The organism is Paenibacillus sp. ATY16, from assembly GCF_003399985.2.
GTDB lineage: Bacteria > Bacillota > Bacilli > Paenibacillales > Paenibacillaceae > Pristimantibacillus > Pristimantibacillus glycanilyticus.
Window position 1 is genome coordinate 133456 of record NZ_NMOK02000052.1, and the last position, 13719, is coordinate 147174.

At 40.1% G+C, this 13719-nt stretch carries 16 protein-coding genes and 1 riboswitch; of the genes, 13 read left to right on the top strand and 3 right to left on the bottom strand.

Translation table 11 applies throughout. The features are described 5' to 3' along the window. Window positions 1-336: 336 nt before the first annotated feature. Together CFI03_RS26405 and CFI03_RS26410 are read left to right on the top strand one after the other, a co-directional pair. Window positions 337-792 (top strand): hypothetical protein, encoded by a 456-nt coding sequence (locus CFI03_RS26405; protein ID WP_248761166.1) that lies wholly within the window; start codon window positions 337-339, stop codon window positions 790-792. A gap of 302 nt (window positions 793-1094) precedes the next feature. Next, window positions 1095-1637: an AAA family ATPase gene (locus CFI03_RS26410; RefSeq protein WP_248761169.1), complete on the top strand. Its 543-nt coding sequence runs from the start codon at window positions 1095-1097 to the stop codon at window positions 1635-1637. 299 nt (window positions 1638-1936) lie between these two features. On the opposite strand, the gene CFI03_RS26415 is transcribed toward CFI03_RS26410, so the two are convergent. Next, window positions 1937-2998, bottom strand: coding sequence for a stalk domain-containing protein (locus tag CFI03_RS26415; RefSeq protein ID WP_248761172.1), 1062 nt, complete (start codon window positions 2996-2998; stop codon window positions 1937-1939). A gap of 258 nt (window positions 2999-3256) precedes the next feature. After that, window positions 3257-3334, top strand: a riboswitch (ZMP/ZTP riboswitch). A gap of 548 nt (window positions 3335-3882) precedes the next feature. On the opposite strand from CFI03_RS26415, the gene CFI03_RS26420 reads away from it, so the two are divergent. Together CFI03_RS26420 and CFI03_RS26425 are read left to right on the top strand one after the other, a co-directional pair. Then, window positions 3883-4263, top strand: coding sequence for a MerR family transcriptional regulator (locus CFI03_RS26420; RefSeq protein WP_248761174.1), 381 nt, complete (start codon window positions 3883-3885; stop codon window positions 4261-4263). A gap of 2 nt (window positions 4264-4265) precedes the next feature. Further along, window positions 4266-5237 (top strand): oxidoreductase, encoded by a 972-nt coding sequence (locus tag CFI03_RS26425; protein ID WP_248761176.1) that lies wholly within the window; start codon window positions 4266-4268, stop codon window positions 5235-5237. A gap of 438 nt (window positions 5238-5675) precedes the next feature. Here CFI03_RS26425 and CFI03_RS26430 read toward each other — a convergent pair whose 3' ends face one another. Next, window positions 5676-6269, bottom strand: coding sequence for a TetR/AcrR family transcriptional regulator (locus tag CFI03_RS26430; protein ID WP_248761185.1), 594 nt, complete (start codon window positions 6267-6269; stop codon window positions 5676-5678). A 197-nt stretch (window positions 6270-6466) separates the two neighbouring features. Between CFI03_RS26430 and CFI03_RS26435 the strand changes: the two genes are divergently transcribed. The 4 genes from CFI03_RS26435 (at window position 6467) to CFI03_RS26450 (ending at window position 9177) form a co-directional block, all read left to right on the top strand. Then, window positions 6467-7129 carry an SDR family NAD(P)-dependent oxidoreductase gene (locus tag CFI03_RS26435; protein WP_248761187.1) on the top strand — a complete coding sequence of 221 codons (663 nt, stop codon included), beginning with the start codon at window positions 6467-6469 and terminating at the stop codon, window positions 7127-7129. Between the two features lie 12 nt (window positions 7130-7141). Beyond that, window positions 7142-7786 (top strand): NAD(P)-dependent oxidoreductase, encoded by a 645-nt coding sequence (locus CFI03_RS26440; protein ID WP_248761189.1) that lies wholly within the window; start codon window positions 7142-7144, stop codon window positions 7784-7786. 47 nt (window positions 7787-7833) lie between these two features. Beyond that, a complete protein-coding gene (locus CFI03_RS26445) occupies window positions 7834-8466 on the top strand; it encodes a DsbA family oxidoreductase (RefSeq protein WP_248761191.1) in 633 nt (210 codons plus the stop codon). Window positions 8467-8760: 294 nt separating this feature from the next. Next, window positions 8761-9177 carry a hypothetical protein gene (locus tag CFI03_RS26450; RefSeq protein ID WP_248761193.1) on the top strand — a complete coding sequence of 139 codons (417 nt, stop codon included), beginning with the start codon at window positions 8761-8763 and terminating at the stop codon, window positions 9175-9177. 101 nt (window positions 9178-9278) lie between these two features. Here CFI03_RS26450 and CFI03_RS31475 read toward each other — a convergent pair whose 3' ends face one another. Next, on the bottom strand, window positions 9279-9443 hold the full coding sequence (locus CFI03_RS31475) for a DUF4275 family protein (protein WP_481857712.1): 165 nt from the start codon (window positions 9441-9443) through the stop codon (window positions 9279-9281). A 226-nt stretch (window positions 9444-9669) separates the two neighbouring features. Here CFI03_RS31475 and CFI03_RS26455 point away from each other — a divergent pair, with 226 nt between their 5' ends. From CFI03_RS26455 to CFI03_RS26475, 5 genes are all read left to right on the top strand, one after another. Continuing rightward, a complete protein-coding gene (locus CFI03_RS26455) occupies window positions 9670-10116 on the top strand; it encodes a DUF4362 domain-containing protein (protein ID WP_248761195.1) in 447 nt (148 codons plus the stop codon). A 24-nt stretch (window positions 10117-10140) separates the two neighbouring features. Further along, window positions 10141-10953: a P-loop NTPase family protein gene (locus tag CFI03_RS26460; protein ID WP_248761198.1), complete on the top strand. Its 813-nt coding sequence runs from the start codon at window positions 10141-10143 to the stop codon at window positions 10951-10953. 288 nt (window positions 10954-11241) lie between these two features. Continuing rightward, a complete protein-coding gene (locus tag CFI03_RS26465) occupies window positions 11242-12012 on the top strand; it encodes a hypothetical protein (protein WP_248761200.1) in 771 nt (256 codons plus the stop codon). Window positions 12013-12089: 77 nt separating this feature from the next. Further along, on the top strand, window positions 12090-12386 hold the full coding sequence (locus tag CFI03_RS26470) for a hypothetical protein (protein WP_248761202.1): 297 nt from the start codon (window positions 12090-12092) through the stop codon (window positions 12384-12386). Between the two features lie 29 nt (window positions 12387-12415). Then, window positions 12416-13618 (top strand): hypothetical protein, encoded by a 1203-nt coding sequence (locus CFI03_RS26475; RefSeq protein ID WP_248761205.1) that lies wholly within the window; start codon window positions 12416-12418, stop codon window positions 13616-13618. Window positions 13619-13719: the final 101 nt, after the last annotated feature.

Genomic DNA, 13719 nt, shown 5'->3' on the forward strand with positions numbered 1-13719 from the left:
CCTGAAGATAGACAACTTGCGCGTACATGAGAGCCGTATGGGAAAGCATCCCTACGGCTCTTTAATTTTTGATGAGCGTTGAAATTATTAAGAAGGTGTTGTTGTCGCAAAAGAAAACGATAGAATACTGGTTGTTCGCGAGAGGGCTCTTTTTGGTCAGTAAATATTGGGATTTTAGGGATGCGTGATGGAAAATGGCTCGTCTAGTAGTGAGTGGGCACCATATCACAAATAGTGGTAAAGCGGAAAATTGAGTTAGTGGTAAACGAAGGGCAGGTTACCGCAACATTACACATATTGAAACGTCTACATTATTAAGTTGAGAGGTGGTGTGTAATGAAGGTCAAATTCATTCTATTATTCATATGTTTTTTGGTTCTGGGGGCTTGCTTAAATGAAGACAAGATACAAAAGATGGAGAACTATCATCCAACTAAAATAGTTATTGAGCGGAAGGGAAAACTGCAATCGATAACGCATCAGCCTCCTGCTGAGTATCAAGTAGATACGATGGAAATGGTAACCTCAATATACGAATCCTTGTTAAACTTAAAAGTTGTACCCAAAGATGCCATTATTCATTGTCCTGCCGATTTTGGCATATCTTATGATTTGGCTTTTTATGAAGATGGAAATCAATTATTTACAGCGAATGTGGAGGCTGGGGGTTGCCGTTATGTTCAATTTCAAGAAAAAGAAGCTTACCAATCAACTGACTCATTTTGGAAGCTGATGAAAGAAGCAACAGGAATGACCGAAAGTCAGCTTTGGGGCACTCCCGGCTCATTTTGAGTTATTTGGCTTCCCGCAGCCCGTTATTTCATATTTTGCATTGAAAATGATGACATCTCAGACTCTAGATTATCATAACAATTTGTTCAACTACCTTATGGAGGCTACTTCTTGAAGCGAATAGGAATTAGATTTTTAGCCTTGTTTTCGGTCTTCTTTATCGGAAACCTTATTCTAAACGCGATATTTAAACCGGATTTGGAAGTTAGAAAAGCGGAATAAATCAATTATGGTGAAATTCGCCCTTTGATCAGTTATTTTTTCCTGTACAATTCAGGTAAAAAGAAAAGGAGGATGCTCCTATGTTGTCGGAAGATCCCAGCATTATTTTAATTACCGGGATAATGGCAAGTGGAAAATCAACAGTGGCGCAGCTACTCTCGGAACGATTTGAGAAATCGGTGCATTTGCGGGGAGATATTTTCCGAAGAATGATAGTGCATAATCGTAAAGAAGTCCGTCCAGACGCGGGAAGTGAAGAATTGGATCAGCTACGCCTACGATATCGGTTGGCTGCACAATCCGCGGAGACGTATCACGAAGCAGGGTTTACGGTTATCGTTCAAGATGTCGTCATTGGACCGTTGTTGTATGATTTTATCTCTTATATCGAAAGCCGCCCTCTACATGTGGTGGTGCTCTGCCCGCACTCGTCGGTTGTTACGGTAAGGGAATCTATACGTTCAAAGAAAGGTTATGGTGTTTGGACCGTAGAAGGGTTAGATAGTGTGCTACGAAATGAAACACCTCGAATTGGTCTGTGGTTAGACTCATCTGAATTAACTCCTGAAAAAACCGTTGATGAAATTATCACAAGATTGCAGAATGAAGCGGTAATATTATAAGTGATTGAGCGAGAAACTTCGATTCGGAACGTTCCTTTTCTTCCCGGAACCCCGCTTGAACAATTCAAAGCGTTGATGCCTATTTTTCCGTTGTCACCGGGCTGATGATTCAAGAGACTCATATTGGCGAGGGGGATTAGCAGCGGGAAGCAGACTGTTTAATCAAGTTCCTGACCTGACAATTAAAACATTAATTGAAAACAACAAGCCGGCAGCAGATCAGAGATCCATTGCAGGCTTGTTGTTGAAGTACCTAATACGAATTACGGAGCGCATCACGGCTTACTGGAAGGTGTTCTTTAATTCGTTGCGTGTTGCTTGATCAAGGTAACATCCTTACTGTTGGCATCCTTATCATCGAAAGATGCGCGGAAAGTCGGGAGCAGCTGATCCGCTACCCATGTATGCTTTTCCACTGAACCATTGCCAATAAAGATCTCGATATAGTATGTCTTCTCCGGCAACCGTAGGATCCAGAATTGAGAGTACGTGACGGAGAACGGTTCATTATGGCCGGCCACAAAACCGAAGAAACTACCGTCGCTTGTCTTCAACGTCCGCTTCTGAACCGTAAACCAGGAAGTATGGATTTGCTTCTTCAGTTGCTCCAACGCCTCGTTCTCCATCAATGGCTTCCCGCCGTCATCCGTCCATATCGTAACAGTGAAACTAGCGTTCGGATTCGCATTTAGCGATCCACTCCAGTTCCAGGCTCCCGGATGGGGCTCGAATCCAAACCAGCTTGTGGCGGTCGGTTCGCTCGGGTTATAAAGCGGTGCCGCGATCGACCAGCTATCCTTACTGCTGCCTATACGATGCTTACCGTCGACGAGAATATCAGCCGCTCTCGTAATACGAATCGTCTTATTCTTCCTGTCAAGCTTGACTACGGCTTCAAGGGACTCGGCAAAAACCCGCAACGGAACCATAAGTGAGCCTTGCTTCTCTACCGCCGGCTGAGGAAGTTTTACAACTTGGCCGCCCACTTGAGCTTCCAGTGCGCCAAGTTTTACCAAAGCACTGTAATCCCGATACGATTTACTATTCAATGAGAAAGACTTTTCATGGGCACTATTAAAAAATTGAATGTTTAGCTCGAAAGCATTCATTAACACTCTAACGGGTATCATTGTGACGCCTTTTGTTTCGTACATACCTTGAACTTTTATTTCTTTGCCATTTACTAAAGCCATATCGCTGCCCAGCTTCAGCTCAATCTCTATTCCCGCAGGTTGAACATCGGCAGCACTTGTCACCAACGGAGAAGCAGACAGCCCTCCTATTAACAGAGAAACAATTAATATAACCGCCACTAAATAAGCGATTCCGTTCCTCCGTTGCTGCATAATTTGCAGGTTCAACGAAATGCACACCTCCTCTTTTTTACTCTAAAAAACCGTAAAGTAGGTAAAATGTTTTCGTTCATTTTACTATGGTTTGGGATTAAATGTATATAAATACTTTTTATGCATACGTACTAATTGCTAACCGCGTTTGATTAGTTAAAAAACGCCCTAACCTATAATAGCTTGTTGAGTTAAACGCTTTTTACTTTAGCACGATCGTACGAATATGGCTTGAGCTATTAGCTCGATCAAATTTAAGTTGTAAAAACAGGTAAAGTTATATGTAACTGGCGAAGCATGGAGATCCATGAGGAGGCATATAAGTTAGAGCCGTACGCCTGGGCTGAGGTAAGGGGGATTCCCCTTACCTCTTTGTGTTTATTCGAGAGGAGCAGATGCAGATGAACAAACTTCAACACGCTTTGTTTGAGAATTTATCCCGGAAGAACGCTTATTGTAGGTGTGACTCCTTCAGGATCGCATTATGTACAGGTGGTTTTAGTATAAGAAACAAAGCCTTTGATCCTGCTCTAGTGGAGGACCCTTCGCTCATAATTTATTGTTGATGTGCAGAATCAGGAAATAAACTTAATAATTCGAAATAAGCATTCAACTAACGGCGAACGATAGTTCAGAACAATACTGCGGCAACTGATCAATGGATCAACTGCCGCCTTTATTTAAGTGCGAGCAGAATAACTCAATTTTAGTCGGATAAACTATCCAGTAATAGTGAGCTTAAAATAGGATGTTCTGACTCATAACTGCCTTCTCATCATCGAGAAAAACTCTCATCCAAAATAATAGTAAAATTTGTTGACATGGAGTAAACTCCATATTTTAAGATACAGATGCAATTGAAAACGAAACAGTTTAACTGGTTAGAGAGGTGGAAAAAGATGGAGCCTGTATTTTCAATCGCAGAGATTTCGGAGAGGTCAGGACTCAGCTACGACACGATACGGTATTATGTCAAGATTGGGCTCCTGCCGCCGACGAAGCGTAAGGAAAACGGGCAGAGGGAATATGGCACGGTCCATCTGGAACGGCTGAACTTTATTACACGTATCAAACGAACCGGCATGCCACTAAGAGAAATTAAACGTTACATGTCCTTGGCAACCGCCAAAAATTATGAGAGCTGTTATGACGTACTTTATAAGCATAAACACGAAATTGAATCGCAAATGGTGGAAATAAAGGCAACATTGGAGTTAGTAAATTATAAGCTGGAGCATTTTAAGGACCTAATGAAGAAAGCAAGTTTAGGAGGAGAATGAACATGAAAGAAGATAACAACTATCAAGTTACGCCTCAAAAACCAATCCATTCGGGCTTTGGTGCTCAAACAACCGCACGGGAAGTACTAAAAGGCTGTGATTTGAATGGAAAAATCGTTATCATAACCGGCGGGTACTCGGGCATCGGACTTGAAACAACCCGCGCCTTAGCTGAGGCAGGAGCAACAGTCATTGTACCTGCACGTACACCAGAGAAAGCTCTCACCTCGGTTGCAGGCATCCCAAGAGTTGAATTAGAAGAGTTGGACCTGATCAATCCTGCTTCAATCGAGGCATTTACGCAGAGGTTTCTGGACTCTGGACGACCGCTGGATATACTGATCAACAATGCCGGTATCATGGCTCCTCCCTTAGTACGTGACGCTCGAGGTTTCGAATCCCAATTTGCAACCAATCATTTGGGGCACTTTCAGTTAACACTGCTGTTATGGCCTGCTCTGAAAAGGGCGAAAAACGCGCGGGTGGTTTCTGTTTCTTCAACAGGTATCCGCTTCGGTGGCGTTGATTTTGAAGATCCCAATTTTGAACAGAAGGAATACGATAAGTGGAAGGCATATGGCCAGTCCAAATCTGCTAACGCGCTATTTGCCGTTGCACTGGACAAGCGTGGCCAATCGCATGGTATCCGCGCGTTTTCTGTACATCCAGGAAGAATTATGACTGATTTAGTACGTTTTATGTCAGAAGAGGAAAGAGCTGCAGCAACTGGAGAACTAAAGACAACGGAGCAGGGTGCAGCTACTAGCGTGTGGTGCGCGACCAGTCCTCAACTTGAGGGCAAAGGAGGCGTTTACTGTTTAGATGTTGATATTGCCGAAGTCATTACGGCAGAAGCTCCACAAGGGCTGAGTCAAAAGCTAACTGGTGTATTTCCTTGGGCGATTGATCCGGACCTCGCGGAGCGACTTTGGCAAATCAGTGAGAAGCTGACTCGCATAAAATTTAAAGCTTAAATTGTTATAGCAGCCGGTCAATATTGACCGGCTGCTGACGTTTCTCAATAATGAAATTTGCTATTAGAGGGATAGTATTTATGCTTTGTCAATCGGATTAACGCACAGTCCGATTATTTTTTTAGTCATAAGGTGTAATATTATTTTTAGGAGGCTTTATGATGAAAAGGAAGGTTAAAAAGATAAAATCAATAATTCGGGATTATGGCAAGCGAATAGACAGTTCCTTTAATGAGCTTGAATATTTGAATGTTCAATTCAGTAAAGATGCCGGTTTCTTACCGCAAAAATTAAAAAAGAAAAGGATTTGATTTACTAATACTAACATCAGAAATTGATATATTAAGTTGTCTGTAGGGCCCCTTTGTCTTAAACAAACGGGTAGGAATAGCTCAACACACCAAGAAGCAGCACGCGATCCGCAGCTGCTTCTTTTTATTAATCATCGATTGAAATACCTGCGGCTTTTAAGTGTCCATGAGTTAGAATTTTTCCGAATTGAGAAGCGAGTTCCTTTGGAGTATAAGAAAAATCATTTTTAACCCACCATATTACAATGCCCATAAAAGTAGATGCGATATATTGGAGTAATAATTCCTTTGAAATCTTCAGGGTAGTATTATCCAAGCCATCTTCCACTGTATTTTTTATAATTTCCTCCATTTTTGATTGAAAACCATAAATTCTATTCTCATCAAGTAACAATGCTTTGTAAAAGGGGATATTATCCTGAATTTTCTCCAGTATGGTTTGCATTAATTGCTCAAGCTTAGAGCCACTAACAGGAGATTTACTGCTCGAACAAAGATTGAGTGTACTATTTAGTTCTTCTAATAATTCATCCATAGACGCATTTAACAAATCGGGCTTGTTCTGATAATGAAGGTAAAATGTATTCCGGTTAATCATCGCCTTATCGGCAATATCTTGGATCGTAATCCCTTCATATCCCTTCTCATTAAGAAGCTCTATAAACGCCTTTTTAATCGAATGCTTGGAGCGAATGATACGCAAATCAGTTTTTTTGTTCATTAAGACTCGTTCCCTTATATTTTTTTGTTAGATATACGACATTTGAGCTGAAACTGCATTTTATCTCTCATAATCAGAAATTTTAAATATTGAATGCTGATCTTTTATTAATCATAATAAACACAAGATAAATATACAACACATTGACCATTATTTATCTTATTGGTAATTAACTCTAACTAAAGGAGAGATTTTAAATGAAAACTATAGCGATTGTTGGAGCAGGAGATGGATTAGGAATGTCCATTGCAAAGAAATTCGGACAAAATGGCTTTCGTGTAGCTCTTATTGCCCGAAATAAAGAAAAGCTGAACCAGCTGGTTAGTGAATTAGAACAATTGGGAATCGAAGCTGCTCCATTTCAAGCAGACATATTAAATAAAGAACAAATTGAGATGGCATTTACCGTTATTAAAGAGAAATACGGATTTATTGATGTTCTTGAATACAGTCCAACGCCGAGCATCAATACAGTAGCACCAGCATTAGATGTAACCGAAGAAAATGCCTTATACCAATTTCAATTCAATGTTTTAGGTGCTTTATCGAGTGTCCGGCAAGTGCTGCCGGAAATGTTGGATAAGCAAAGTGGTGCCCTGTTATTTACGACTGGAGGCGCTGCAATCCACCCAGTACCGATGATGGGTAATGTCGGAATTGCAATTTCAGGACTTCGTAATTATATCTTTAATTTGAACAGCGAATTATCTGACAAAGGTATTTATGCGGGTCACCTTTCGATCGGAATTTGGATGCAACCGAATTCAGGAGTTCAAGACAAAATCGCTGATATTTGGTATGACATGTACACCAAAAGAGACAGGGTAGAAGAGTTTATAACTGAAGATAAATATAATTAATGGAGTAAAAATGTGAATATCACTATTTTCGGTGCAAGTGGTACAATTGGACAGCTTGTAACACAATTAGCTTTAGAAAACGGAGATTTCGTAACGGCATATATTAGAAACCCCAAAAAAATCAGCCTCAAACATCCCAATTTGACCCTTGTACAAGGGGAACTTTCAAATACTTCAACCATCGAGAGGGCAGTCGCTGAAGCGGATGTCGTAACCAGCACACTGGGACCAGCATCTGACATGTCACGAAAGCTTAAAGGCACGCCGATTGCCGATGGACACGAACTGATTGTTAGAGCGATGAAAAAGCTTGACAAAAAGAGGTTAATTACACTTGCGACGCCAGCGTTGCAATCGGATGACGATAAGAAAAACATTTCAACGATACTTCCAGGTTTATTAGCCAAAGTGTTCCTTCCAAACGGTCATGCAGAAATGAAGAAAATGGAAGGGATTATTAAACAATCGAACCTTGATTGGACAGTCGTTCGAATTATTAACCCCAATGTTAAACACAAAGGGCAATCTTATGACTATTCATTCGGAGATAAATCGGCTAAATTATCTGTTTCTAGGGAAAATGTTGCTAAATTCATGTACTCTGCCGCTCGTGATAAACAATTGATTAGAAAAATGCCTATTATTTATAATAAATAAGCTCACTTCCCAGGTTATTAATAATTTTTAGTGAAGGAGCATGCAGAATGAAAATCGAGATATGGTCGGATTATGTTTGTCCATTTTGCTATATTGGTAAACGACGATTAGAGAAAGCACTGGAGCAATTCGCTCATCAGAATGAAGCGGTTATTGAATATAAAAGCTTTGAACTTAATCCGCAAGAATCATTCTACTCAGTTAAAAATATGCATCAATTGCTCTCTGAGAAACATGGTATGAGTATCGAGCAAGCGAAAAAGGCACATGCTAAACTTGAACAACAAGCGGCATTGATTGGTCTCGTATATAATATCGACCAGGTGAAGCCCACCAATACGTTTGATGCTCATCGTTTAACCCAATATGCCAAATCTGTTGGTAAAGATAAGGAATTAGCAGAGAAGCTGTTCTATTCTTATTACACGGACGCCAAGCTAATTAGCGATCATGATACATTAGCAGATATTGCAGAATCAGTTGGAATGAATAGGGACGAGTCAATGGAAGTTCTCCATGATCCATCCAAATATGCTAACGAAGTGCGTTCAGATGAAGCCACAGCAAAGCAATTAGGGATAACAGGAGCACCTTTCTTTGTTATTGATAGAAAATTCGCGATATCCGGGGCACAACCAACAGAGGTATTTATAAATGCTCTTAACCAAGCATCTCAATAAGTAAAGCCAATAATTACAAAGTATTTTAGAACAGCGTGTAGACAGGCAGACCGTGAACAGTCAGGCAGTTCAAGCGAAATAGGCAGAAGAATAAACCGCCCAAAATCCTTATTGGACTTTGGGCGGTCTATTTTTTTCGTCATAACTCAACGAAAACAGTCAGAATCTACTTTGCTTAAGATCATATTACACCTCGGAGTATTCGGCAAGATTCATTACGCTAAAGGTCTGGTCAACTGAATAATATCGTAAAGGTCTGGAACAATATGTATAAACTATCGAGAGAAGTGTATTATGATTATGCTGAAGACATTATTGGTTTCCACTATAATTTTTATTGGGGCTTTAATTGGTTGTTCCGATTCAGGAGTAGCTGAGGCACAATCTGATCCCAAATCACCATATGATCCTTTTATTGAACCAAAAACGAACATTAACTTGATGAATGAAGTATTTCTATTTGAGCTAAGTACCAGGATTGAAAGAGCGGTAAAAGATAAGTTCAGAGAGATCATTTCAGAATCATACGAGATAACTGGGATTAGAGCAGACGGTCATGGAGGATATAGTGTAAGGGTTCATGGACGGATTGAACATGGTAAAGTTGTGGATGATGTAAACATTTACTTTGATTCTCCTCACTTCAATAGTGGCTTAGTTTTTTCGAGAATAGAAATCAAAAACATAAATGCGAATGACTTTGTATCGTAATAACAATTCAGCCATTAGAAGAGACTAAGTGATTGAGACGGAGAACATTAGCTCAATGAAAACTCAGTTGCTCGTAATGATCTGCTGCTGAGTTACTCACGCTAAATGATGCGGCGACTAAAGTAGGGACCATGCCAGTCTTTTTCATGCGTCAAAACATATGTCCAGCTAAAATCAATGATCTTGAAATAAAGATTGAAGAAAAAGTTATAACTTTGGATAATCTGAAAAGAGAAAATGAAGATAATTACAGAGTATACTCTCAACTACTTGAATCGACTAAGCGTTTGATGGAATAATTACTTACTGAGAAGCACTTCACGGTATAGAGTTGAGTAACTTTACACATAAGCCATTGTACTTACGAGGAACTTTAGTTCAATAAATAAAGCTGCAGCAGATCGGAGGATCAACTGCAGCTTTTGTTTTAACGCGACTTTGAAGAACATTATGCGTCAATATTCAAAATGTAGCTATTAAGGGGGGGCCTAATTGAATACCAGGCTGACAATCGGAGTTTTAATTGGGATTATTGCGGTTTTGGTTATTATTCTAACCTTAACTCTTACGCAAAATAATTCTTCGAAAACGAATGACACACAAGACATTATCCTTACCCGATTCGACAAAAAGGATGTTAAGAGATTGAATGAGTTGGTTCAACGACATAATAATGGTGATGGAGACTATCTCATGTTAATCCCACCAGTTATTGATGGGGGATACTGGATATATGATGTGCGTTCAAATGGAAAAGAAATTACTTGGACAATTGATAATACAAGAGATGGTATGAGTGCAGAGAATGACAGAGGGAAAAAGGTGTATCAGTGTAAGAGTATTAGCTTGAATGAAAAATCAGACTCATATGAATATATGCTAGATAAATGCGAAAATCTGGGTGACAAGAGTATTCCAATCTTCAGAGTCTCAAAGTAAACTTCGTCGTTAGGAGGAAATTGCATGCAGAAAGATTGCAAGTTAATCTTGGTCGAAGGGTTGTGCGGCACTGGTAAATCAACGTTAGCGGAACGATTGCATCACTATCTTGTACAACAAGGCAAATCGTCTGCTTTTTATGATGAAGGTGCCGAAGGGCATCCAGCAAGCTTAAACTGGCATGCTCTCTTTCGAGAACAGGAATATAATGAATTTCTGGAACGTTATCCGAACCTAGCTAACGATATCAGTTTACGGGCTATAAAGGATGGTAGCAATTATTTACTGCCCTATCGTGGGGTTAAGGAGTTCAGCGGACAAATTGCTCTCAATGCAGAGTTGAAATCCCGTGAGTTATGCTGGGCGGAAATGCCTATAGTTGCGCAGTCAGAGTTTACATATTTAATTCAACGTCATTGGGCTCGTTTTGTCGAGGTTGCCAGCCTTACCGATACCGTTTATGTACTTGAAGCGGTGTTTTTTCAGCATCAAATTCATGATTTGCTAAAACATTATCAAGCCTCTGATAGCCAAATTGAGCAGCATATTCAAGGAATCGCCCAGCAAATTGCTGCTATGAATCCAATCTTAATTTATTTAACCCAACCTAGTGTGCGCGACCAGCAAGTATGGATTTCATCCATCCGTTCAAAACCCCGTTTCGCATCAGAACAAAATATTAAGTTTATGGAGAACCGCAAGAGAATCGAATTATGGTTGCTTGATACGCTACATTTCCCAACCCATACGATAGAAAATGTACATCTAGACTGGGAAGATGTTTTCATTAAAATGGTATGCGCAATGAAAGACCGAACTGAGGATGCATTGTGCTAACGGGAGAACTTTAGTTTGATGATTCCAGGGAGCAGTTTGCCGCCGTGGCAGCTGCTCCTTCTGTGTTTAAGCGATCTCGCAGGACAACGTAAAGGCTACAAAGAAATTGTATTATACGAATTGGTAGATGATGTGGGAAGGTGAATAAGAATGGATCCTTGTCAAATAGAAGCTCTATATCAGCTGCCATTTTTGTTGAAGTAAAAGAGGTCGGATAGTTAAATTTGTCTGTGGGTAAAATAACCAAATCGAACCTTAAGTTGCTGAGATTTAAAGGAGAAGGTGAGATTGAAAAAAATGATAATGATCATGAATGTCTTATTTTTTGTTTATGGATTACAAACTGGTTATGCACATCCTCAAATGAAGACAGCGGAGAATTTGATACAGAAAATTCAATTTTCCTCGCCCTATATTAAAGAACTGGATTCAAATAATGATCACGTAGGGTTACATAATGCTGAATTATGGGCTCCCGACACCAAGTTTTCTCAGGATCTTATGTTGAAAATTGATGGTAAAATTGTTTTGCGCGGGATATATTGGAATAGCAGAATAATGGTCGGAGATGTAGATGATGCTCACCTCCCTGAAGTTTTCTTATATGAATATTCAGTCGGAAGCTCTGGTGCAATGAGACTCTCAGTCTTCAGTATGATAGAGAATCAGTGGACACGTATTTTCGGCGATCCAGAGACATTCACAAATGAAGTTCAGCGGTTCTCCAGCAAATTTTTAGGCAAAAACCAAATTGGATTTTTTGATAACGCAACTCGTTTATCTGGTAAACTAGACATGTCCAATTCGCATTTTACCCAAGAACAATTAAAAAGTATGGTTTTCCAGACGGATCCTATCTCAGAATATATTGTTCATTACGAAAACATCGGGTGCCAAATAGACACTGTGAGTTGGGTCTTTGCATTTTCGCACCCAAACGCGGTATTTACCGTACACGATTTTTATAGGTTTGATTTCCAGAAAAAAGTCTTTAAGCTATATGAAACCAAAATCCAGAATAAAGATGTCACCTTAGCAAAAATGAGCTTTGATGAATAGAATATGTCCACCTGAGGATAGAGAGCGAATTGAGCTAACGAGGAAATTTAGTTTAACTTTTCTGCAGGGAGGTCAACATGGGAGACATTCGTTTTGTGAAAGCCCTAATTCGTTGGCACATAGATCCAAGCAAATATCCCTGTAATACCTGGCTGCCAGATATTATCGTGCACTTTGGAAGCCTAGAGGGTAAACATTTAACCGGTGAAGCCTGGACCGTACCTGTTAGAATTACAAGTTTAATTGAAGGCACTCGGGATACATATGCAGATGTACGCTTTTTAGTTGATGATGCACCTTGGCATCTTCTTGTCAGTGGATATATGTTTAAATTATGGGCTGGGAAGGAAGTTGCTTCTGTTAAAGTCTTATAGTATTCAATAGTAAAAATAAGGAGTGCACCATGAAGCTATATAAACGCATCATTTATCGTTTAGCTAAAAATGATACTCCTTTAGCGATTACTGAACGAATCAAACAAGCTTTCTTCGCTTTGGCTACTGACCTAAATGATATAAAATTTTTCGTAAACGATTCGATGCACGGTGTATCAGGCATTAATCGCCTCCTAAAACAATATCCCGCGCTTACTCCATATCTTCACACGGTTGAGACATCACATGGTAGTGAACAAAGACTCACAAATCTAGCTGTTGGCTGGGACGGTTCAAATCCAAATGGATGCACTGAATCTATTGAGATTGACGATGCGATTGAGATTATACGCGGAGTCCCACGCAGATATCCGCTCAATAAACTTACGTTTATATTTGATCGTCTCCCCATGCTTAGTCGAATCCCAAACTGTTCTATGGTAGAACCAGTACCTTTCATTGTAAAGGGCCGTCTTCATTCTCCAAAGCTTTTTACACCGAGTGTAACAGGCTGGAGTGATTATCCTTCACCATGTATTCGTCTTCAGAGTGATTGGTGGATATCCGGAAGGAATAACTTTATGGATGCGATTGTGGAACTAGGTGATCTCGCGGACGGCATTCCGCAGTTGGAACTAAATGAATCGGAGCGCCAATTGCTTGAATCAATCGGTGAAATTTATCATGAGCGCATATTTGCGGCCCCATCAAATGAGGAAGAAGAAGCAGACATTTACGAGAAAATGATGACTGGTGAAAGAATCGTAAATCAGTTCTACGAAAATGGTAATCTATTTGGCGTTGATTATCCCTATAAGCTAGAACCACTATTATTAGGGGAACATGTCTCTGAGCCGTTATCGGTTAAAAAGGCGATCACAGCCGAATTTAAAAAGCGAGGTTTTACATTCAACACAAAGTATAGCAATGGTGGTGTCTATACGATAACGAAGGTAACCAATAATCACCATCAAGTCAAATTAACATTCACTCGAGGTAAATTCGATGCCGATGTCTTGTGCGTGGGCAGCATTGAAGGGCCGCTATGGAAACATGAATTTGAATTACCCGCCGCTCATAACAACATGAAGCCGTACCGAGTAACCCGACAAATCGAGGTTGATCATCAAATTGGAAACATCGCCGCTGCATACGACGCCACTGAAAAACCAATAATCGAAGCAATTGATGACTTGTACGGTTCAGGACCACCATGGCTAACATATCTATAGCTAATACCAAGTCACATTAAAGGGAACGTTAGTTCAAATTCAGGAGCAGTTTGCTAAACGCAGCAACTGCTCCTTTTTATTGAACCCTAGGGCAGTTATCT

Bases quoted from the DNA above. Each gene is read 5' to 3' on its own strand.
- CFI03_RS26405 (WP_248761166.1), top strand. From the start codon at position 337: ATGAAGGTCAAATTCATTCTATTATTCATATGTTTTTTGGTTCTGGGG.
- CFI03_RS26410 (WP_248761169.1), top strand. From the start codon at position 1,095: ATGTTGTCGGAAGATCCCAGCATTATTTTAATTACCGGGATAATGGCA.
- CFI03_RS26420 (WP_248761174.1), top strand. From the start codon at position 3,883: ATGGAGCCTGTATTTTCAATCGCAGAGATTTCGGAGAGGTCAGGACTC.
- CFI03_RS26425 (WP_248761176.1), top strand. From the start codon at position 4,266: ATGAAAGAAGATAACAACTATCAAGTTACGCCTCAAAAACCAATCCAT.
- CFI03_RS26430 (WP_248761185.1), bottom strand. From the start codon at position 6,269: ATGAACAAAAAAACTGATTTGCGTATCATTCGCTCCAAGCATTCGATT.
- CFI03_RS26435 (WP_248761187.1), top strand. From the start codon at position 6,467: ATGAAAACTATAGCGATTGTTGGAGCAGGAGATGGATTAGGAATGTCC.
- CFI03_RS26445 (WP_248761191.1), top strand. From the start codon at position 7,834: ATGAAAATCGAGATATGGTCGGATTATGTTTGTCCATTTTGCTATATT.
- CFI03_RS26450 (WP_248761193.1), top strand. From the start codon at position 8,761: ATGATTATGCTGAAGACATTATTGGTTTCCACTATAATTTTTATTGGG.
- CFI03_RS26460 (WP_248761198.1), top strand. From the start codon at position 10,141: ATGCAGAAAGATTGCAAGTTAATCTTGGTCGAAGGGTTGTGCGGCACT.
- CFI03_RS26470 (WP_248761202.1), top strand. From the start codon at position 12,090: ATGGGAGACATTCGTTTTGTGAAAGCCCTAATTCGTTGGCACATAGAT.
- CFI03_RS26475 (WP_248761205.1), top strand. From the start codon at position 12,416: ATGAAGCTATATAAACGCATCATTTATCGTTTAGCTAAAAATGATACT.